At 49.1% G+C, this 21,551-nt stretch carries 20 protein-coding genes; 10 read left to right on the plus strand and 10 right to left on the minus strand.

From position 1 onward, the window contains the following. Positions 1 to 4: 4 nt before the first annotated feature. Both C792_RS0104955 and C792_RS0104960 read right to left on the minus strand, forming a co-directional pair. Complete coding sequence (locus C792_RS0104955; protein WP_026090236.1) at positions 5 to 586, minus strand: pyridoxamine 5'-phosphate oxidase family protein; 582 nt, start codon at positions 584 to 586, stop codon at positions 5 to 7. 399 nt (positions 587 to 985) lie between these two features. After that, positions 986 to 1,201: a hypothetical protein gene (locus C792_RS0104960; RefSeq protein WP_017548346.1), complete on the minus strand. Its 216-nt coding sequence runs from the start codon at positions 1,199 to 1,201 to the stop codon at positions 986 to 988. Positions 1,202 to 1,462: 261 nt separating this feature from the next. Here C792_RS0104960 and C792_RS0104970 point away from each other — a divergent pair, with 261 nt between their 5' ends. Together C792_RS0104970 and C792_RS0104975 are read left to right on the plus strand one after the other, a co-directional pair. Then, positions 1,463 to 3,241: an SLC13 family permease gene (locus tag C792_RS0104970; RefSeq protein ID WP_017548348.1), complete on the plus strand. Its 1,779-nt coding sequence runs from the start codon at positions 1,463 to 1,465 to the stop codon at positions 3,239 to 3,241. 60 nt (positions 3,242 to 3,301) lie between these two features. Further along, positions 3,302 to 4,276 (plus strand): LLM class flavin-dependent oxidoreductase, encoded by a 975-nt coding sequence (locus C792_RS0104975; protein ID WP_017548349.1) that lies wholly within the window; start codon positions 3,302 to 3,304, stop codon positions 4,274 to 4,276. Positions 4,277 to 4,321: 45 nt separating this feature from the next. On the opposite strand, the gene C792_RS0104980 is transcribed toward C792_RS0104975, so the two are convergent. The 3 genes from C792_RS0104980 to C792_RS0104990 form a co-directional block, all read right to left on the minus strand. Further along, the gene (locus C792_RS0104980) at positions 4,322 to 4,888 is read right to left on the minus strand and encodes an NADPH-dependent FMN reductase (RefSeq protein WP_017548350.1); all 567 of its coding nucleotides are present in this window, start codon (positions 4,886 to 4,888) and stop codon (positions 4,322 to 4,324) included. 12 nt (positions 4,889 to 4,900) lie between these two features. Then, the gene (locus tag C792_RS0104985) at positions 4,901 to 5,956 is read right to left on the minus strand and encodes an LLM class flavin-dependent oxidoreductase (protein WP_017548351.1); all 1,056 of its coding nucleotides are present in this window, start codon (positions 5,954 to 5,956) and stop codon (positions 4,901 to 4,903) included. A gap of 140 nt (positions 5,957 to 6,096) precedes the next feature. After that, positions 6,097 to 7,398 carry an acetamidase/formamidase family protein gene (locus tag C792_RS0104990; RefSeq protein ID WP_017548352.1) on the minus strand — a complete coding sequence of 434 codons (1,302 nt, stop codon included), beginning with the start codon at positions 7,396 to 7,398 and terminating at the stop codon, positions 6,097 to 6,099. Positions 7,399 to 7,808: 410 nt separating this feature from the next. Between C792_RS0104990 and C792_RS0105000 the strand changes: the two genes are divergently transcribed. The 6 genes from C792_RS0105000 to C792_RS15030 all read left to right on the plus strand — a co-directional run bounded on the left by C792_RS0105000 (position 7,809) and on the right by C792_RS15030 (position 18,304). Beyond that, entirely contained in the window at positions 7,809 to 9,428 is a 1,620-nt protein-coding gene (locus C792_RS0105000; protein ID WP_017548353.1) for an SLC13 family permease, read from the plus strand. Positions 9,429 to 9,585: 157 nt separating this feature from the next. Then, on the plus strand, positions 9,586 to 11,019 hold the full coding sequence (locus tag C792_RS0105005) for an APC family permease (protein ID WP_017548354.1): 1,434 nt from the start codon (positions 9,586 to 9,588) through the stop codon (positions 11,017 to 11,019). A 158-nt stretch (positions 11,020 to 11,177) separates the two neighbouring features. Further along, positions 11,178 to 11,900, plus strand: coding sequence for a hypothetical protein (locus C792_RS0105010; RefSeq protein ID WP_017548355.1), 723 nt, complete (start codon positions 11,178 to 11,180; stop codon positions 11,898 to 11,900). A gap of 194 nt (positions 11,901 to 12,094) precedes the next feature. Beyond that, a complete protein-coding gene (locus tag C792_RS0105015) occupies positions 12,095 to 13,720 on the plus strand; it encodes a hypothetical protein (RefSeq protein WP_017548356.1) in 1,626 nt (541 codons plus the stop codon). 149 nt (positions 13,721 to 13,869) lie between these two features. Then, entirely contained in the window at positions 13,870 to 16,035 is a 2,166-nt protein-coding gene (locus C792_RS15060; protein ID WP_020379991.1) for an adhesive domain-containing protein, read from the plus strand. Next, positions 16,019 to 18,304, plus strand: coding sequence for an Ig-like domain-containing protein (locus tag C792_RS15030; RefSeq protein ID WP_020379992.1), 2,286 nt, complete (start codon positions 16,019 to 16,021; stop codon positions 18,302 to 18,304). The genes C792_RS15060 and C792_RS15030 overlap by 17 nt, the downstream gene beginning before the upstream one ends. Positions 18,305 to 18,426: 122 nt before the next feature. Here the strand turns inward: C792_RS15030 and C792_RS0105030 are convergent, their stop codons facing one another. The 3 genes from C792_RS0105030 to C792_RS0105040 all read right to left on the minus strand — a co-directional run bounded on the left by C792_RS0105030 (position 18,427) and on the right by C792_RS0105040 (position 19,271). Then, complete coding sequence (locus C792_RS0105030; protein WP_017548357.1) at positions 18,427 to 18,651, minus strand: hypothetical protein; 225 nt, start codon at positions 18,649 to 18,651, stop codon at positions 18,427 to 18,429. Between the two features lie 190 nt (positions 18,652 to 18,841). Next, the gene (locus tag C792_RS0105035) at positions 18,842 to 19,021 is read right to left on the minus strand and encodes a CsbD family protein (protein ID WP_017548358.1); all 180 of its coding nucleotides are present in this window, start codon (positions 19,019 to 19,021) and stop codon (positions 18,842 to 18,844) included. 34 nt (positions 19,022 to 19,055) lie between these two features. Next, positions 19,056 to 19,271 (minus strand): hypothetical protein, encoded by a 216-nt coding sequence (locus C792_RS0105040; RefSeq protein ID WP_017548359.1) that lies wholly within the window; start codon positions 19,269 to 19,271, stop codon positions 19,056 to 19,058. A gap of 95 nt (positions 19,272 to 19,366) precedes the next feature. Here C792_RS0105040 and C792_RS0105045 point away from each other — a divergent pair, with 95 nt between their 5' ends. Beyond that, entirely contained in the window at positions 19,367 to 19,822 is a 456-nt protein-coding gene (locus C792_RS0105045) for a hypothetical protein (protein ID WP_017548360.1), read from the plus strand. Between the two features lie 22 nt (positions 19,823 to 19,844). On the opposite strand, the gene C792_RS0105050 is transcribed toward C792_RS0105045, so the two are convergent. Beyond that, positions 19,845 to 20,084, minus strand: coding sequence for a hypothetical protein (locus C792_RS0105050; RefSeq protein WP_017548361.1), 240 nt, complete (start codon positions 20,082 to 20,084; stop codon positions 19,845 to 19,847). A gap of 164 nt (positions 20,085 to 20,248) precedes the next feature. On the opposite strand from C792_RS0105050, the gene C792_RS0105055 reads away from it, so the two are divergent. Further along, positions 20,249 to 20,761, plus strand: a complete 513-nt coding sequence (locus C792_RS0105055; protein WP_017548362.1) for a type 1 glutamine amidotransferase domain-containing protein — start codon at positions 20,249 to 20,251, stop codon at positions 20,759 to 20,761. 52 nt (positions 20,762 to 20,813) lie between these two features. On the opposite strand, the gene C792_RS0105060 is transcribed toward C792_RS0105055, so the two are convergent. Further along, positions 20,814 to 21,551, minus strand: a complete 738-nt coding sequence (locus tag C792_RS0105060) for an immunoglobulin-like domain-containing protein (protein ID WP_156811647.1) — start codon at positions 21,549 to 21,551, stop codon at positions 20,814 to 20,816.

Genomic DNA, 21,551 nt, shown 5'->3' on the forward strand with positions numbered 1-21,551 from the left:
CTCATTATTTTTTGACGTCGAAGTAGTCCCCGCTGTTTTTCTTTCGGGATTCTGGATCGGAAATCCCCGCCTGTTTCTTCATGACGGGAATATGCTTTGAACAATGGATGTACGCTTCATGGACATCGACGGCGACCCAGCGTTCGGCACGGCCCTGCTCGATGTCCTGCATAAGCCGGATGTTTTCTTCGGTGAGTCCGAGTGTGTGCAGTGCATCATGCTCCACTATATGTGCTGCACCGTTTATATGAAGTCCGATCTGATCCTCTGTAAAATCGATGAACATGAGGCCGATATGCGGGTTTTCAAGAATATTTCCCATGCTTGCCATGACACCGTTTCCACGGTATTCAGGATAGATCAGTGTCCTGTCATCCAGGACCCTCACGAAACCGGGCTGTCCTGCCCTGAGTGATGAATCGCAGTTTCCTGCAGCATCCGATGTTGAAATGAAGAGCAGATCACGCGCTGCAATGAATTCCTTCATGCGCGGGTTGAGGAAATCAATCATCTGATTGTTGTAGAATGCATCCGCCCGCCGCTTTGTACCATACTTTTCCTGGAGTTCCTTTTCACCTTGTGACATTACAACAGACCTTTCTTTGTATACATAAAACGGCTGCACCGTCCGGCGCAGCCGAGTCATATTTTAGGGGAGGTAAAATGTGTTACACCACTAATGTGATGTACATAGAATATAGTACCTCACCTCTTTAAAGTAAAGTAAATACCATTGCAGCCGCAATAATTCATAATATGTTCAATAATGACGATTTTTGCGATTCCCTGTACGCCGGGGGCAGTTGGAATACTTACTCCCTGCGCCTGGTTGCGGGTCATACTGTCTCTTGTTCCCGGCTCCTGATTGTTAAACCGGCTGGCGGAATCCCAATGACTGCGGGACCTTCTGTGCGGTTCTCTGCCGGCTCACAGTGTTAACAATCAGCATCGGTATTCACCTTTGATCAGCCCCCGGATTTTGGTCTCAATGAATCAGTCTGTGTGAACATTGGTATTTGAAAAATGCCGCCCTGTTCTTGCTTGGCATGCCGCATTCTGTACATACATATTTGTCGGGGGCTCCCTTGTCATAGCTTTTGACGATGTTTCCATGCCGGCATTTCTCAGGTACATTCAGCATGGAAATGTTCCCTTTTTCCATCAGCATGGTGCTGATGTCATCTTTGGAAAACTTCTCCATTTCCTTACCTCCTTTTCTCCCTGATAATGATTTCCTGATTGTAATATTTTTTATAACCGATTTTGAGGCGTTTAATCATGGTAATATGAAAAAATACAACTTGAAGCGGTTTCATTTTAAAATTTTCCCGCTTTGGCATATATATGTATTCACATGAATATTAAACGGAAATTTCAGACAAAAATGATTCCTGCGTTTCTGTCCATATGCTATCATATGAGGTAATAAGAGGAACGAACACCTGGGATGGGGGGGATGGATATGACCGGAGAAATGATATTTGTCGCATTGATGATAGTGGTTATGCTGATCATGCTGCTGTTTGAAGTGATGCGTGCAGATTTCACAGTGTTTTCCTTCCTGGTCATCTTCCTGTTGACGGGTGTGATTTCAACAGAGCAGGCACTCAGCGGTTTTTCCAACGAGGGTATGCTGACCGTACTTCTCCTGTTCATCGTGGCAGGGGCGATACAGAAGCACGGCATCATTGAAAATTTCATCAACAGGATTCTCAATGACAGCCGAAGTCCGAGAAAATCCATGCTGAAACTGCTGACGCCGGTCGCTGTTTCCTCCGGGTTCCTGAACAATACGCCCATCGTCGTTACGCTGACCCCCATCATCAAGAACTGGTGTCAGAAAAACGGCATATCGCCTTCCAAATTTCTGATTCCGCTTTCCTATATGACAATACTCGGCGGTACGATAACCCTGATCGGGACATCGACGACCCTTATCGTCCATGGGCTGCTTATTCAGTCCGGACTCGAGGGCTTCTCATTTTTCCAGCTGTCGGTTGTCGGTATACCGATTACAATATCCGGCCTCATATATATCCTGACAATCGGCTACCTGCTTCTGCCGAGTACACTCGGTGCGAAGGAGCAGATCAGGCAGGAAGTGAAGGAATTTCTGGCCGAGGCGGTCGTTGAGAGGGACTTTGAATATATCGGCTCCCATATCATCGATGCTTCCACCACATCTCTCAAAAATGTATACATCATCGAAATCATCCGGGAGGAGGAGCGTATTTTTCCGGTTACCCCGACGACGATCATCCGTGAAGGGGACCACCTCCTGTTTTCGGGAACCTTGAATACGATTGCCGACCTCCAGAAGCAAAAAGGGCTCAATGTGATCACCGGTACGAACGAAACTCTGGAGAGCCTGAACTATGGTGATAACCATCTGGTTGAAGCGGTCGTCTCCCATCAGTCATCGATGGTCTCCCATTCCCTGAAATCGTCGATGTTCCGCAATAGATACAACGCAGGTGTCATTGCGGTCCACCGCAACAATGAACGGATCAAAAGCCGTGTGGGGGATATCATCATGAAGCCCGGTGACACACTTTTGATGCTTTGCGGTGAAAGGTTCCTCGAGGATCACATGCATTCCTCGGATTTCTATGTAATGACGTCGGTCTCGCCGCCTGATTCACTGAAACAGAACAGCGTGAAAGGGTGGATTGCAATCATCCTGCTGCTTGCCATGGTCAGTTCCGTCACTTTCGGCCTGCTCAGCATGTTTGAAGCGATGCTGATTGCAGTGGTCATTCTTCTTGGGTTCAAGCTCATCGATGCAGAGGAGGCATTCAGATATATACAGGTGAATGTACTCCTTCTGATAGCCAGCGCATTTGGTGTGGGTGCCGCCCTCACACAGTCGGGGCTGGCACAGCTGATAGCTGAAAACATGGTGGCGTTCGCAAGGCCCTTCGGCATTATAGGAATCATCGTCATTCTGTATATCGTGACCAATATATTCACCGAGCTGATTACCAACAGTGCAGCAGCGGTCCTCATGTTCCCGATAGCGCTTGAAATTTCCTCGCAGATGGACAGCGATCATATCGGATTCGTCGTACTGATTGCCGTTGCAGGTTCTGCGAGTTTCATTACACCGATCGGCTATCAGACAAACCTCATAGTGTATGGGCCCGGCGGGTACAAATTCTCGGACTACATCAAAGTCGGCACCCCTCTGTCACTCATTACCATGGTGATTGCGACATTCATCATTTATACAGTCTGGTTCTGAAAAGTATATTGGAGAAAGATGGATTCCATCTGATAAACTGATTTTAAGGAGCATCAATGAATGAGAATTGGAATATTGGATCAGATGCCACAGCCAAAAGGGCGGACGGCTGAAGAGACTGCGGCTGGTGCGCTTGAGATGGCCCGTCATGCAGAAAATATGGGTTATGGAAGCTATTGGTTCGCAGAGCACCATGCGACCCGCGGCATGGTATCGAGTTCACCGGAAATCATGATGGCCGCTGCTGCGGCACGGACTGAGAGTATAAAAGTCGGGTCTGGCGGCATTCTTCTGCCCCAGTACAGTGCATATAAGGTAGCAGCACAAATATCACAGCTCGAATCTCTGTATCCGGGAAGGATAGAGGCCGGTGTCGGGCGTTCCACAGGCGGAGGCGAGTTCGTCAGGAAAAGGCTTGCCGATTTCAAGCACAATCAGATGGGGGACTATCCGGAGAAACTGGAAGCTTTGACCGGCTATCTCAACAAAGAAGGGCAGATCAGGGCGGCACCGAGGACAGAAGGCAAGCCGGATCTCTATGCCCTCGGCCTCGGGGAGAACAGTGCAGAACTGGCGGCATCTCTCGGTATCGGATATGTTTTTGGACATTTCATCAAGCCGGACAGGGGTGCAGAAGCACTTGAAGCATACCGCAGGAGTTTCAGACCGGGACTGCTCGGATCACCGAAGGCGAAGGCATGCGTGTTCGTTGTCTGCGGCGAGGATGATGAACATGCAGAGTACCTCTCGGCATCACAGCATATCTGGCTGTTGAACGTGGAAAAAGGACTGGACAGCCAGGTGCCGGATGTCACAACTGCACAGGAGCGCATGGCCTCATTGAGCGAAAAGGAAAAAGAAAGTGTCGGGAAGAACAGGAAACGGATGATCATCGGCGGTCCTGAAAAAGTCAAAAGGGAACTTGACAATGTCAGTGAAATCTACCAGTGTGAAGACTGGCTGCTGCTCTGTAATCTGTATGACTGGGAAGAGAAGCGGAAATCTTTTGAACGCATAAGCAAGCTTTACTTATGAACGAAACCCCGGCGGATATCAGATCTGATATCCGCCGGGGTTTTGTCAGAACCCGTATGATGCTTCCTTCACTTCTTTTATCTTCCTGTAGGTTTCTGCCAGGAGCAGGGTTTCTTCTGCCAGTCTGTCGATGCGGAATATGACGTCGTCATCGATGATTTCCCCGTTTGCAAAGTATCGTTCTTCTATGAACACATAGGACTGCAGGATCTGTGCTTTCATATATCCGATTATCGGTTTCAGCTGGTTTTCAGGGATGAGGAAGTGTTTCGATGATCCTGCTGTGACAAGCATGCTCACTGTCTTATCCCTGAGACCGTCCTGGGGAAGCAGGTCGAAGACGTTTTTCAGTGCACCCGGGATGGAAGCCTGGAAAATGGGTGTGCCGATGACTATGGCATCAGCTTCCATCAGGGTTTTGGTGACATATCCCGTATCTCCGCCATAATCCAGAAAATTGCGGCCGTCACTGAATTGTATATCAAAGTCCGACAGATCAAGGAGTTCAGTATCATGCTCCGGATGGTTCCTGTTGAAAGATGCTTTTACATATTCCATCGCAGTCCGTGTTTTGGAACCTGCAACGGAACCGGCTAATATTACGATGTTCATGGAAGGTGCCTCCTATTTTTTCGTATGTTTTCTGATTGCCGGCAGTATTTCACTGCCGATGAGATCGATGTTACGTTTCAGCTTGTCGAATGGGACGCCGCCGAAATCCATCTGGCCGATATAGCGCTGATGACCGAACACTTCATGCTGGAAGAGTATCTTTTCGATGATCTCCTGCGGACTGCCGACATTCATGACATCTCTCGGATCCGCCCCCTGTGCGAAATGCTGTCTGGGATATCCGCGGCCGTTCGTACGGATCATGCCGTCATTGATGTGCGGATAGACCTCCCTCTGTGCTTGCTGTGTTGTTTCTGCGGGGTAGAAGAATCCTGCGGTCGCCACCGGCAGGCTGTCCGGGTCGTATCCGCTTCGTGCAGCAGCCTGTCTGTATACATCAATCGTGTATTTATATGAAGACACTGGGCCTCCGAGTGTTGCCAGGAACATGGGAACGCCGGCCCGTCCGGCTTTTTCAGCACTTGCAGGGGGACCGCCGACTGCCCGCCAGATGGGCATCGAGCCATTTTTCGGGCGGGGGAGTATCCGGGCATTGCGCAGCGGTTTCCGGAATTGTCCTTCCCAGTTGATGACTTCGTTCTCATTGATAAGGCGGAGAAGATCGAACTTCTCCTCATAAAGTGCTTCGTAATCATGCAGGTCGTAGCCGAGCAGTTCAAAGTTGCCGACTCTGGATGCCCGCCCGGCGATGATCTCCGCCCTGCCGTCTGATATGAGATCGATCGTTGCAAAATCTTCATACACCCGGACGGGATCCAGTGTACTGATGATGGTGGAAGAGCTCGCGATCTTGATTTTCTCTGTCGCCTGGGCGATGGCACCGAGCACAACCGAATGTGCCTGGGTCGTAAAGTATTCCTGATGGCTTTCACCGACTGTGAAGAGATCGACGCCGGCCTGTTCGGCGAGCCTGGCGATTTCTATGATTTCCTTTAGGCGCTGCCCGGCCGAAATACGTTCACCGGTATGCGGGTTGTGGAGATGGTCCCCCAATGTATAGAGACCGAATTCAAGGCCATAGTCTTTGTCTATCCTGTATTGATCCATCCAATTCATTCCTTTTTATAAGTGAGTTACCATATATAAATTATAACGGAATGGATGATTTTATACATCCAGGACGAAAGTATGAAAGTGGAGCACAATAAAAATCAGTGAACCCTAAAGAGGGATGCACTGACGAAAAACTACAGATATGCATTCCTGACTGTATTCCAGAGTCCGGCCTGTCTGAGATGTGTTTTTGGTGCCAGGAACGTCACGGTCACAACCCCGGGGTTCCTGCCGATATCGATTGACCCGTTGATGGTTGCCCGGTTCATGATTTCCGGCACTGTCACATTGAATAGCGTTGCTGCGCGAGCCATGCCATTTTCAGTTGCTGCGTTCAGATCTGCGCCCGTGCCGATGAATGAGACAGGATAGCTTTCTTCGATTTCAGCCATGTTCCATTTACCGGCAAGCTCCTTTGCCCTTTTCAGTTCATTTCCGGTGAATGGTTTTGCAAGCGGCGGCAGGTCCTCAGTGAGCGGGAGCAGTACCGGGCCCGTGAGATGCGTCCCCTTGATGACTTCGATCTGCAGGTCCACGATGCCGGCGACATCTGTCGTATGCCCGGCAATTTCACCATTCCCCTGCATTGCATGCATATCCCCGAGATATACCCCGCCCCCGGGAACTTTTACCGGACAGATCAGCACGGCACCTTCCCGGACACGGTTTATGTCCATATGTCCATCGGTGCGTTCTTCAAGCTGTTCTTCGGTCATGCTGTAGTCGTGTGGCGCGTCGATCAGGAATTGTCCGAAGTCCCCGGCATTATGGGAGTCGGGGAAGGCACGGGAGGGCGTGGTCCCCAGCTGGCCGAGGAATGGGATGACCCTTGCCATGGCACCGACGATGTCATGCGGTGCGAAAGTCACTACGGGATGCTGTATGGAATTTTCAGGAGTGCACATGTATTTCTTGCCTTCCCGGGCGATGATTTCCGCATTTTCCTTGTTAAGGGTCAGGCCTATGGTCCGCTGTCTGTCAAAAGCCATCGTATAGGCATTCGTGAAGGTGAACGGCGTGACATCTTCGCCACATTCGGCACACCTTACCGCACCCTGGCCGATACCTTCGACTTTCGATTTCGGGTTTTTTGCACCGCAGCTGGGGCATACGCCGGCGACAAACGGGTCGCCCGTGAACCGGCCTTCCATCGGCTTGTCATTGCCCGAAGCGGTGGCGTCTGACGTCACACGGATTGAATTGATATGAATCGCCACCGCATCACCGGCTTCCGCCCCCTCCACATAGACCGGTTTCGTCACCTCATGGCCGCCTTTCAGTTCAGGTGTGATCATCGGCCCCCAGCAGCCCGGTGCAGTATTGGCCACGATGTGGCCGCCGTCCTTCACAAAATAGCGCATCTCTTCTTCCGGATCCAGTATGCCGTTGGTAAACTCGTCAACAAATACAGTATGTCTTGCTTTTCGTTCTGCCATTTGATACAGCTCCTTCCGGGTATATTATCAATACTTCCATTTTATCACGACAGCGGGGAAAGGGCTTTCATTATGCATGTGTGCCTTCCATCACAGTAAGGCTGCCGTATCATTACACGATATTTACATTTCCTTAATTCGAATTTCATATTCGCCTGTTATATTGTAATCAGCCTCAGATACTCCTCCAGTAATCTGTTGGCTGTACATGCATTGTACTCCCATCCCTCTTGTCTGCCTTATAAAAAATATTCCTGATTGATGCACTGCCATGCCGGCAGTGCATTTTTTCTTCCGGAAGATGATGTATCAGATATTTCATTTGCATCATTAAAATAAAGATAGTAAAATTTCTGAAAATATGATAATGTTTTTTAAGATATTGAATTCAGTCTATTAGGAGGTAAAATGTGAGCGATTCCAAAGTTAAAAAATCTTATGACAATCTGTGGCGTGAATCCAAAAAGACGAAATCACTGCTGAAGTTCTTCAGTGTGAACGAGTCTAAAAAACACGCTGAAAAGGGCAGCTATTCTACCGATGATGAGGGGCCTGAAAAGTCCTATAACCGTCTCCAGCTGACCGGGCTGATACTGGGGCCGGTGCTTTTCATCCTGACACTCCTGTTTTTGGAAGCCGAAGGGCTGGACAGTGCGGGTGTGTTCGTTGTCGCTTCAACACTATGGATTGCGAGCTGGTGGATCACTGAAGCCATACCGATTCCGGCTACATCCCTCATGCCCCTGTTCCTGTTCCCGATGGGCGGTGTCATGGACAGCGGCACGACAACCAGCTCCTACGGCAATGACATCATCTTCCTGTTCCTCGGCGGTTTCCTGATTGCGCTGGCGATGGAGAGATGGAATCTACATACCCGGATTGCACTGTCGATCATCAATGCGATCGGGACAACGACGGCGACCATCCTTCTAGGCTTCATGATCGCAACGGGGCTGCTCTCCATGTTCGTGAGTAACACCGCAGCGGTGATGATCATGATTCCGATCGGTATGGCGATCATCAATGAAGCGAACGCCCTTACCGAATCCGGTATGGAAGCGGATCTGAAAATGTTTGAGAAATCCCTTGTACTCGGTATTGGCTATGCCGGCACCATCGGGGGGCTTGGGACATTGATCGGTACACCGCCGCTCATCATCATGGCGGGCCAGCTGAAAGAGATCTTCGATCTGGACCTGAGTTTCGCACAGTGGATGATGTTCGGTGTGCCGATTGTCATCATCTTCCTTGGACTCGCATGGGCTTATATGAACTATGTTGCTTTCAGGCATAATATGAAACAGTTGCCCGGCGGCAAGAAGATCATCACAAGTGAACTTGAGAAACTGGGCAAAATATCAAGAGAAGAGATTCTCGTACTGATCGTCTTCCTGTTTGCCGCATTCATGTGGATCACACGCGGATTCATCTGGGAGAACATCGAAGTGACTTCAATGCTCACTGACGGAGCGATTGCGATGCTGGCTGCAGTGATCCTGTTCCTGCTGCCGACAAAAAGGGGCTCAAAGCGAATACTCGACTGGTCAGTTGCAAGAGAACTCCCATGGGGCGTGCTCCTTCTTTTCGGAGGCGGTCTTGCGCTTGCGGCGGCGATTGTGGAAACCGGTGTGGACCAGTGGCTGGGTGAACTGCTTAGCCAGGTTGAAGGGGTACACATCGTCATTGTCATAGCCATCGTTGCACTGGGCATCCTGTTCCTCACTGAAATCACTTCCAACACGGCAACGGCAACAATGATCATCCCGGTGCTTGCAGGTCTTGCGATTGCACTGGAAGTCCATCCGCTTACGCTGATGGTACCGGCAGCAATGGCAGCGAACTGCGCATTCATGCTTCCGGTGGGCACACCGCCGAATGCCATCGTGTTCGGTACGAATAAGATCAGCATCCAGGAAATGGCGAAAACAGGCTTTGCACTCAACATAGCTGCGGTTGTGCTGATCGTTATCTTTGTATACCTTCTGATGCCGGTTATATTCGGCATCGACCTGATGAATTTCAGCGGATGATGTAAAGAGGGAGGTGCAGCAAAATGCTGCACCTCCCTCTCTGTATTTCATCCCGTCTCCGTGTCCGTCCCAATCGCAATTTTACGTTTACACCCTATTCTGATAGGATATAATCTATAGAGAAAAGTTAAGCATAACAGGGGAGTTAAAATCAATCATGGTACAAGATAATACCGCTTTTAAACGTGAAGAACTTGAAACGACGATGTCGAAACGGTTCATCTGGGCGATTGCCTACGGTTCGAGCATCGGCTGGGGAGCATTCATCCTGCCGGGAGACTGGCTGATTTCATCGGGGACACTCGGATCCACTCTGGGCATAACGATCGGCGGACTGCTGATGCTGATCATTGCCGTGGCCTATGGCGCACTGACGAGCAAGTTTCCGGTTTCGGGAGGGGAGTTCGCTTTCAGCTACGTCGGATTCGGACGGAATGTCAGTTTCATCGCTTCATGGTTCCTGGCACTCGGTTACATATGTGTCGTCGCACTCAATGCCAGTGCATTCAGTCTGCTGTTTAAGTTCATACTCCCTGATTTCCTTGAAATAGGCTATCTGTATACGATTGCAGGCTGGGATGTCTATATAATGGAAGTTCTTCTGACATCACTTGTCCTCATAGCATTTGCCTTCATCGGCATCAAAGGCAGTGGACTGTCCGGAAACATCCAGTTCATTTTCTGTATGTTCATGGCCGCAGTCGTTGCGACTCTGTTCGTGAGATCTTTCTTTGTCGGTGAGTTCTCACTCGAGAATGCGCAGCCTCTGTTCAATAATGAGAGCGGCATATGGACATCAATCATCCTGATTGTTGCGATTGCACCCTGGATGTATGTCGGTTTCGATAATATCCCGCAGGCAGCCGAAGAATTCAAATTCAGCGCAGACAAGACGTTCAGGCTGATCGTCTTCGGCATCATTGCATCAATCATCACTTACGTCCTGATGATTCTTGTCACGTCATGGATCTATCCGGACCAGGAACAGATCGGCGGTGCCCTTTGGGTGACGGGGTCCGTCGTACAGACCTCCATGGGAGGACTCGGCATGGCACTGCTCGCACTCGCGATATCATTCGGCATCTTTACAGGGCTCAACGGGTTCTTCATGTCCTCATCGAGGCTTCTGTTCGCACTCGGCCGTGCCCACTTCATACCGTCAGTGTTCGCGAGACTGCACCACAAGAATAAAACGCCGTACGTCGCAGTACTCTTCGTCATGACTGTGTGCCTGGCCGCACCGTGGCTCGGACGCACGGCCCTCAGCTGGATTGTCGATATGTCATCCACAGGTGTATCGGTTGCATTTCTTGTGACCAGCCTCGTTGCGGCGAAATTCTTCAGCAGCAGGGAAAACTTCAATCTGCTGTATGTCATCTTCGGATGGCTCGGTGCGGTCATCTCGATCGTATTCCTTGTGCTGCTGCTGTATCCGGGTTCACCGGCATCGCTCACAGCGCCGTCCTACCTTGCGCTCGGTGCCTGGGTGGCACTCGGTGCACTGTTCTTCATAATCCAGTACAGAAAGCTCAACTCGATGAAAAAAGAGGAGCTGGATTATCTGATATTGAATGAGAAAAATGATAAGTAGAACCATGCAGCACCCGGATACATTCAGCCGGGTGCTTTTTTCGTCATGCAAATGATTGCGTACCCGGAATCGTTCTTTTTCTAATGTTACAATCATGTTACAATGAAAAACGATGTTTCGATAACCGGACAATTTTTTCAAATCAGGGAGACGACAAAGTGAAAGCAAAATTTTTGATATTCGCATCCGTCTTTTTATGCAGTTGCGGCCAGGGTGAGGGACAGGAAATTAAACAGGGGAGCCACAAGGCCAATCCGCCTGCACTTACCACGATGGATAATTACAGTCTGCCGACGGATACCGCCGACAGCCGGGAAACGATGTCTGACAGCGGACACCCGGAACTGAAGACGGCCGGTTTGGACGGGAAGCATGCCGGTACACCGATGAATGCATCAGACGGTGCCGGAGCGGCCGATATGGAAGAACTGGCGAGCACAGTGAACGGCATCCAGTCGGATATTACAGCAATATGGAACAACGTGTTCATCCCGATGTATCAGCAGTATAATTCTGACGGCATAAGCAGGGACAGAGTGGCAGGTGAACTCGAAACCCTGCATGGGGAATATGATGAGCTCGAGGAGCGGGTGAATAACATAAAAGTCGCAGATGCATTTTCCCCAGAACACAAGGAAGAGATGGAAGAAATGAAATCGGATCTGGCACTCGCAATCTCCAACAGGACACTCGCATTGATAGAATTCAAACTGATGAACACTTCTGGGGACACCCGGATGCATTCAGAACTCCTTGAAATACATACGGAAAACAGCCGTAAATATATGAGCAGTGCAGCAATCCATATGAAAACGCTGGAAGAGCTGCCCGCAGAAGGCAATTCCGCATCCGGGGGAAAACCCGCAGCTACAAGCAGATGACAGTCTCAGGCCGCCCGTAAATGGCGGCCTGTTTTTATGAAATCACAGAATGGAAAATTCAGATATTTTACCATACCCAGTATCTGTTAATGTATACTGGATGTATGGTGTGTTGAAAAACGGCAGGTTTGCAGACAGTGGAAAAATGAGAATAAAACATAAAATGATGACCCGTATACAAAGGAGCAATTGACATGGACCTGGGATTGATAGAAGACATCAGAAGCAGATCAGAACATGAAGGTGATAAATGGCTTTTCATATCTCTCGGTTTTCCGGGCAGAAGGGCCCACGTATTCAAACTGAAAAATAACAGTTATCTCATCGCCAAAGTGAAAGATGAGATGAAGAAATTGAAAGACAGCGGCTATGATACCGAATGGCTGAGGGTGGACCTGATAACATCAGAGGAGAAAATCAAATTCACAGACTTACATGATGAAATGATAAAGACCAGAAGAAATTATGTAGACTACGGGATTGCTTTCGATCCGGACTACAGCCTAGCCTTCCTTCCGGAAGAAATTAACGCAAATGCATTCATCCGTCCGGTGCCGGGCAAAGATCACCGGACCCTTTTCATGTGCGAACGTAACATAAACACTTATTTGAAAAAGTTCAAGTCGTACCGGGGAATTTATTTTCATAAGAAATATGCAAATAGATCGGTCACCAAATTTTATACAAAAGGCTATCTGGTAGAGGACGGTAAAATTTACGATCTTATTCCGGACGGTCATATGCACGGCATAAGGAAAATTGGTGCCAACCAATCAAAATCGGAGTACCGGCGGCTCGTAAAAACTGCGACAAAATATCTGTCGGATCAGCTCAATGAAAATGGCCGCTATGAGTACGGGAAGTTCCCCCATTTCGATAAGAACATTGGGTTCTACAATATACTGAGACATACATCGAGTACATATTCCCTGCTCGAGGGACTGGAATACCTTAATGATAAGTCGGGGATAGAGTGGGCAAAAAAATCACTTGATTATCTGCTTGAAAATTATATGCATATCGATCCAGAGGAGAAAGAAGCGGCATATATATTCGACGACACTAAAAACATCAATGAAATCAAACTTGGACAGAACGGTGTTGCACTCATTGCCCTGACAAAGTATATGTCCATGACCGGCAGTGAAGAGTACCTGGATGCAGCGAAAAAGATCGCACGGGGCACGATGCGGATGATAGGGGAAGACGGTGACACGGTACACGTACTCAATTATCCGGAACTCACGGTAAAGGAAGAGAAGCGTGTCATCTATTATGATGGTGAAGCGGCATTCGGTCTGATGCGCCTGTATCAGCTCGATCAAAATCCGGAATGGCTCGAATATGTCGAGATACTGTTCAATCATTTCATTGAAAATGATTACTGGAAATATTCCGATCACTGGCTCAGCTATTGTACTTATGAACTGACAAAAGTAAAACCGGAGGAAAAGTATTTCATCTTCGGCCTGAAGAACATCTCCAAGCGGTTGAATTATATATATCAGAGGGAGACTACCTTCCCGACATTCCTGGAGATGCTGATGGCTGGGTATAAGATGGTGGAACTGATGAAAGAAAAAGGCAAACAGCATATCGTAGGTGAATATCTCGATGAAGAAAAATTCAATGAGACAATTGAAAAACGCGTGGATTACCAGCGTACAGGATACTTCTATCCAGAGGTGGCGATGTATTTCAAAAATCCGGGCAGCATCCTCGGCAGCTTCTTCATAAAGCACCATGGCTACAGAGTCCGTATAGATGATGTCCAGCACTATATCTCAGGTTACATACAATACCTCGAGAACTACAAATGATTAAAAAAGATGTAAAATTCTGTTTTTAGCGTTTCTTTTCCTTACATGCTTTGATAATATATGAATTAGGTGACAAAAGATCAACATTTTGTCACCTTTTTTAGAATCATCTGCATCAGAAAGTTTTGACAAAACGGAGGAGGAAGGAAATGTCGAGTAAGAACAGGAAGAAATCTCTTAGAAATTACGATTACAAGAAGGCATTCAAACGCAAATCCGAACACTCTTTGATGAAAAAAGTAGGTATGTCTGTCATAGCGGCCAATCTCATGGTTGGACCTGTCGGCTCATACATATCAAATACCGGCGGGGTTAATTATCTGCCACAGGAAAACGTAGCAGAAGCGGCGTCACTGGCAGAAGTGCAGCTGCTGACAGATGTGACAATCGACGCAGAGCGCAATGACCCGGCAGCCGGAGAACCGTATAATTTGAATCTTAATCTGAATGGAACGGGTCTGGCGGATGCAGAGCTGGTCAGCCCCGATAGAACCGTCGTATTCCATGCGCCGGAATTGGCCGGTCAGCTGCAGCATAGTGGGGGTACTGCGACTGTGCAGGTGGATATACTGCCGATCAATCTCGAAGAGGATCTGCCAACTTTATATGGTCTTATCAATCCAATCACCGACACTTTGACTACTTCTATAACTACTATTACAAGTCTTTTAGCAGCAAATCCCTTAGTTACCTTAAATGGGATTGATGAATTAAATGAATCACTCGATGCTCTGAATAATTTGGATGACTCACTGGATAATTTATTGTCATATGAAGATAACGTAGAATACACAGTTGGTCCGGATGGAGAGATAGTTGTATCATTTAGCGATGGTTTAGGAAACCATCTCGATACTGCTGTCAATGATTTAGTTCTACAACTATTGAATGATGTAGTTGATGCCATTGGCAACTTAAATGCAACCGGGGTAGGCAGCGGCATACTTAATCCAGTGCTAGACACTTTAAGTGGGCTGGTGGATAGCACTGTCCTTCCATTAGTAAATCAGATCACTACTGGGACCGTTGATCTAACTTCTGATTTAGCAAGTGTACAGGTTATCGGGAACACCAATGTTAACCTGGATGTACTTGTAAATAACCCGCCCGGTGATGTAGAAGGGACGACGCCCGTCCTGGGTGCCGGTATCCAGGACTCTGTGATTGATGCTGCATTGCTCAACTCTTTACAGAGCCAGGATACAGTGACCTTCCCCGAGCAAGCCGATGATGTTGCTCCGGTCCTGGACCCTGCAACAATTGAAGGCACATCTGAGACAGGCTATACCGTTTCAGGTACAGGCGAAGAACCGGGGGATACAGTCAATGTCACCAATGCGGACGGTACGAATGTTGGCACAGGCACCATTGATGCGGAAGGCAACTATTCAATTGCTTTGACTGAAGCCGTATCGCCGAATGAAGTCCTGGATGTCCAGGCCATTGATGAGGCGGGAAATGAAAGTAACACCGTCCAGGTTACTGTACCGGATGATCCGGATGCGACAGCGCCTGTGCTGGATTCAGTAGATATTGAAGGCACATCTGAGACAGGCTATACCGTTTCAGGTACAGGCGAAGAACCGGGGGATACAGTCAATGTCACCAATGCGGACGGTACGAATGTTGGTACAGGCACCATTGATGCGGAAGGCAACTATTCAGTTGAATTGACAGGCGAAGTGACGCCGGGTGAACCATTGAGTGTCCAGGCAGTAGACGAAGCGGGCAATACTAGTGATTCACTCGAAGTTGTAGTCCCGGATGATCCGGACGCGACTGCACCTGTTCTTGGGTCAGCGGAAATTGATGGGAACACTGTAGATGGTTATACCGTTTCCGGTGATGCACAGGAGCCGGGCGATACGGTCAACGTATTTGACTCAGAAGGGAATCCAGTAGGCACTGCAGATATTGATGAAAATGGACTATATAATGTTGATATTCCTTCTGGAACTGTTGAAATTGGGGAAGAACTTACAGTAATTGCTGTAGATGAAGCAGGAAACGAAAGTGACCCGCTAGCTGTTATTGTACCTGAAGACGATGATGACACCGACGCCGATGCCGACGCAGATGCCGACGCTGACGCCGACGCAGATGCTGACGCAGATGCCGACGCAGATGCTGACGCCGACGCCGACGCGGATGCGGACGCTGACGCCGATGCCGACGCCGACGCCGATGCGGATGCGGATGCTGACGCTGATGCGGATGCTGACGCCGATGCAGATGCGGACGCTGATGCCGATGCCGATTCCGACGCCGATGCCGATTCCGACGCGGATGCCGACGCGGATGCCGACGCCGACTGATGCGGACGCTGACGCCGACGCGGATGCTGATGCGGACGCTGATGCGGATGCTGACGCCGATGCTGACGCCGACGCTGACGCCGATGCCGACGCCGACGCCGATGCGGATGCGGATGCTGACGCGGATGCGGACGCTGATGCGGATGCTGACGCCGATGCAGATGCGGACGCTGATGCCGATGCCGATTCCGACGCCGATGCCGATGCCGACGCCGATGCGGATGCGGATGCTGACGCCGATGCCGATGCCGACGCCGATGCGGATGCGGATGCTGACGCCGATGCGGATGCCGACGCTGACGCTGATGCGGATGCGGATGCCGACGCTGACGCCGACGCTGACGCTGATGCCGACGCTGATGCGGATAGTGACGGCGATCAGGATGTTGTACCGGAACTATCAGATGTAAATATTGATGGTGACTATGTAGCTGGATACAATATCACAGGGCAGACTGAACCTGGTCAAACTCTTATATTCACTAATGAAGAAAATGAAGAAATCGCACAGCTTGTAGCGGATGAAAATGGCAGTTTCACTCAGTACTTCACCAGGGATGAAGTTAATGAAGATGAAAATATCACTGTTGTATCTGTAAATGAGGATGGAGCAGAAAGTGAGCCGGCAGTCGTAAAAGTCCCTGTATCTGTACTTGAAGCTCCTGTTTCTGAAGACATTTATGAAGATGAAACAGTTATCGAAGGAGAAGGCATAGCTGGTTCTGAAGTTACAGCATATGTAGATGGTAATGAAGTTGGATCAAGCTCTGTATCTCAACCGATGTCACTATTCAGTACCATCGTGCAAATTGAAAATGATGGAGCTTTCACTATTGAGTTAGATGACACACTTCCCGTAGGAACAGAAATTACTCTGGCTCAAATGCTTGATGGAAAAGTGAGTGAAACATCGATAATAACAGTTCTACCATTAGATGATACTGACGCCGATGCGGATGCTGACGCCGATGCGGATGCGGATGCCGATGCAGATGCTGACGCCGACGCGGATGCCGATGCTGATGCGGACGCTGATGCTGATGCGGACGCGGATGCGGATGCTGATGCCGACGCCGACGCGGATGCGGATGCTGATGCGGACGCTGATGCGGATGCGGATGCCGACGCCGACGCGGATGCGGACGCAGATGCCGACGCGGATGCGGACGCTGATGCGGATGCGGACGCCGATGCGGACGCTGATGCGGATGCGGATGCGGACGCTGATGCCGATGCTGATGCCGACGCGGATGCTGATGCCGATGCGGATGCTGACGCCGACGCGGATGCTGATGCCGATGCGGATGCTGACGCGGATGCTGATGCGGATGCTGATGCCGATGCGGATGCGGACGCCGATGCTGATGCCGACGCGGATGCGGATGCCGATGCTGATGCGGACGCGGATGCCGACGCTGATGCAGATGCCGACGCGGATGCTGATGCCGATGCGGATGCTGACGCCGACGCGGATGCTGATGCTGACGCCGATGCGGACGCTGACGCTGATGCCGATGCCGACTCAGATGATCAAGAGGATACAACTCCGCCTGAACTTGGCGATGTGGGCATTGATGGCAACGAAACGGATGGCTATGAGGTTTCCGGATCTACTGAACCTGCATCTGCGGTTACAGTGACTGACGCTGATGGTAATGTTGTGGGTACTGGGACTGCTGATGATGAGGGTAACTTCTCAGTTGGTGTTTCTGCCGACGATGTGGATCCTGGTGAGGATCTGTCAGTGACAGCTTCTGATGATGCCGGCAACGAAAGTGATCCGGCGGTCGTAACTGTACCTTCCGGAGGTGAAGGTGATGGTATTGATACTACTGGACCTGTTCTCGGGAATATTGGCATCACAGGTGATTCTTCATCCGGCTACACGGTAACGGGTGAAGTGAATGAGCCGGGTGTCGTGTCAATCTACGATGCTGATGGTAATCTGATTGCTGAAGCTGAAACAGGCGAAGATGGTACTTTCCAAGCTGATATCGGAAGTGATGCAGTGTCTCCTGGAGATTTACTGACAGTGGCAGCTGAAGATGAAGCTGGAAATACAGGACAGACTGCCGATGTGACGGTTCCCGGTGATGAAGCTGGAGCTGGAACTGACGGTGATCAGGTTGATGATGAGTCAACTGCTGCCGCTGGTTCTGATTCCCTGCCGAATACAGGGGTTCCTGCAGCTCCAATCGGGGCAGCAGCAGCGCTTCTGCTTGTGGCGGGTACAGTGCTCACATTCTTCAGAAGAAAACCGAATAAATAATCAAGGACAATTTTACAGCGGCCGTTTTGGCCGCTGTATTTTTATGTCCAACATTTCCCCATTATAAATACCCGGTCTCTGTTGAAACCGGGCATGGGGTAGTGTAATCATTTTAATGAATATTATTTGTTTTCTTCTTCGTCGTTTTCGTCGCCACCCAATTTATCCATGGCGCTGTCGCCCTTTTCTTTGGCGCTGTTCCATTTTTCATTGTCGCCAAGGTGTTCATCACCATGTTCTTTTGCTGTGTCCCAGCCCTGCTGGACATCTTCTTTGCTTGTGTTGTCTTTGAGTTCGTTAACCTTGTCTTTTGCCTTGTCAAATAGTCCTTTTTTTTCTTCTGCCATGTTAAACATCTCCTTTTAATGAGTGATGTTTTTCCTTACCCTATCTATACAAGCAGTCAAACATGATATTCGAACTTTCATGTTTTTTGAGGTTCCTGGCTGCAGTACCAGGTCTGTCTGCATATACTTGGTTGAACTGGTTATCGACTGTTTTTCCTGGGCTTTCACTTTCAACTGTATCTCTGTCCGGTCATTTCTCTCTGAACATGTCTTTTCCTTTTTCCTTGATATCTTTTGCGGCATTTTTCACTTTGCCTTCTGTCTCCTGGCGCTTTCCTTCATTTTTGGTCTTTTCATCATCCAGTGCATCACCGGCAGCCTTTTTCGCTTTGCCGATGAATTCATCTTTCTTGCCATTATCCCCAGTCATTTCATTTCACCTCATTTTCGATTCCTTTTCCATTTTATCTGTTGCCTGAATCATGACGGTTGTCGTGGAATACGCTTTTGTCGGTTTCTTCATCGTAATAGTATTCCTTGCCGAGTCTGTTGTAGTCATCGAGATGATCCTGTTCCCTGTCTTCATATCCGTAGTCGTCTTCCTTATCTCTGTACTGGTATTCTTTCGGCAGGTCTTCCTGCCGTTTGGCGGGTTCGTCTTTCCTGTCCTTTGCTGCCATATCAACCAGCTCCTTATATAGATAAATTACCCGGCTGATTCTGCATGAAACATGGAGTGGCGGGGTAGAGTGCTGTAAAGACGAGGTGGTATTGTATGTATTTCATCAATGGCAAATTTAACAGTACGTTCCGGGATTATGACCTGTATAAGAAGCTCGGGATTATCAGTGTGAGCGGAAAGAGCAATATACATGACATAATGGGAATCGCAAAAGGGGAGATCATCGCACTTTATTCCACCAGATACGGTTACCTTGGCGCCGGCAGGGTCAAGGCGTCTGCGGTACCGCTTGAAACGATTGAAATGCACCAGGGAGGGCTCATGATCGACCGGGACGAGTACCCGTTCAGGGAAATCATGAGAATCAACCCTCATTTCGGCAGTGAGGAATATGTCCTCAGGGTGGACTGGCTGGCACTGGTTCCGGAGCTTGATGACGGTCTGTTGGACGATGGACTTTTTGTCGGCGGCAAACCGGTCGAGAAGATTGAAGATGAACGGACCAGGGCCTGGGTCATAGATACATTCAAACTGGATGTGGAAGTATAAAAAAAGACCCTTGCGGGCCAGTTTAGGAAGCTTTCTGTGAGAGCTTCCGGTCACCATCTGCGGTGAGTTCGATGTTGCTGTAGTAGAAATCGTATGCGAATGGTGTAAGTACGATCAGACCTTTTTGTTCCATCATCTTCATATGGAAATCGACGGTTCTGATATCGTATTCGGACATGCTTGTATTTGGATAGTCGAACACATCGTGTTTGACGTTGTATAGAATCTTGTATTCAAGTTCCTCATCATATGAGAATTGCATATCATCACTCCTGCCATACAATTATAAGAACGCCTGTTCGTTTTGTCAAATGACCTTATATGTCTTTTTCATATAAAATGTCCGCGGAATGTTTAGGAATTGACGGTACGTGGAAGATATAGTGTGTAGAAAGAATAAGGACATTTCCAAAGGAGAGATGTATTGTGGCAAAAAAAGTAGCAGTAATCATGACGGATATGGTTGAAGATGTAGAATATACAAGCCCGGTGGAGGCACTTGAAGCCGAAGGGCATGAAGTTGAAGTCATCTCCACCGAAGCCGGTGAAATCGAAGGCAAACAGGGCGGCAAATTCAAAGCCGACAAATCTATCGCCGACGTAAATGCGGACGATTATGATGCGATTCTGATTCCGGGCGGATTCTCACCGGATCTTCTGCGCTCAGATGAAGAGGGACGTTTCGGCAAGTTTGCAGCGAACTTCCTGCAGAATGATAAACCAACGTTCGCAATCTGTCACGGCCCGCAGGTGTTGATTGATACGGATCTGGTGAATGACCGTAACATGACCGCGTTCCGTTCGGTGAGGAAGGACCTTGAAAACGCCGGAGCGAAAGTACAGGATGCATCTGTCGTTGTCTGCAGCAATCTTGTAACCAGCCGTACGCCTGATGACCTTCCGGACTTCAATGCTGAAATCAAAAATCAGCTTGCATAAAAATGAACGACAGAAACCGCAGCGGAATCCCCGCTGCGGTTTCTTTTTTGCATCATTCCACTGTGACAGTCCTGGCCTTGGCATGGGAATCGCCGAAGTGGTCGAATACTGCATAGGCAATCGTGTATTCCCCCGGCTGGTCCGTGTTGACCTCGCCTGAAATGTACAGTTTGTTTGTGATATCACTGCCGTCTACATCAATGATCTGGATGTCTTCCTTCGGATCGAATTCATCCCCCTGCTGGATGGTGATGTCATCGAGGCCGAGGAAGGTGATTTTCGAGGAAGATTCCGGATCGGATTCTTCTTCTGCACTTTCCCCTGAGAGCTGCTCTTCTGTCGGCGGCACCATAGGCACCGTGTCACTCTCTGCATCCGATACCTGTATCTGGCGGGTGTATTCATACCAGTTGCCGCTGGAATTTTCCACCCTGTAGGATACGGTATAATTGCCGGCCCTGTCCGTATTCACACTGTTGTCGGTCACTTCAATGCTATCTGTGATGTTGCCGTCGGAACTGTCGACGGCATAGACGCCGGCCAGCGGATCGAATTCATCCCCGACCTGCACATTGATGGTTTCCGTCCCTTTGAGGGCGGGGACGCTGCCACTGTGGGATGAGATTTCCTCTTCCATCGTCGGCCCGTCATAATCCGCATATTTTGAATCCGTGCTGCTGTCGGACTCACTGACTTCTTCTGTATCTATGCTTTTATCAATGAAGTCCCCCGTAATCGGTGCCGCAGGCAGCAGTCCTGCCATGACTTTCAGCATCGTTTTTGAATTCAT

This window comes from Salinicoccus carnicancri Crm, from assembly GCF_000330705.1.
Taxonomy (GTDB): Bacteria; Bacillota; Bacilli; order Staphylococcales; family Salinicoccaceae; genus Salinicoccus; species Salinicoccus carnicancri.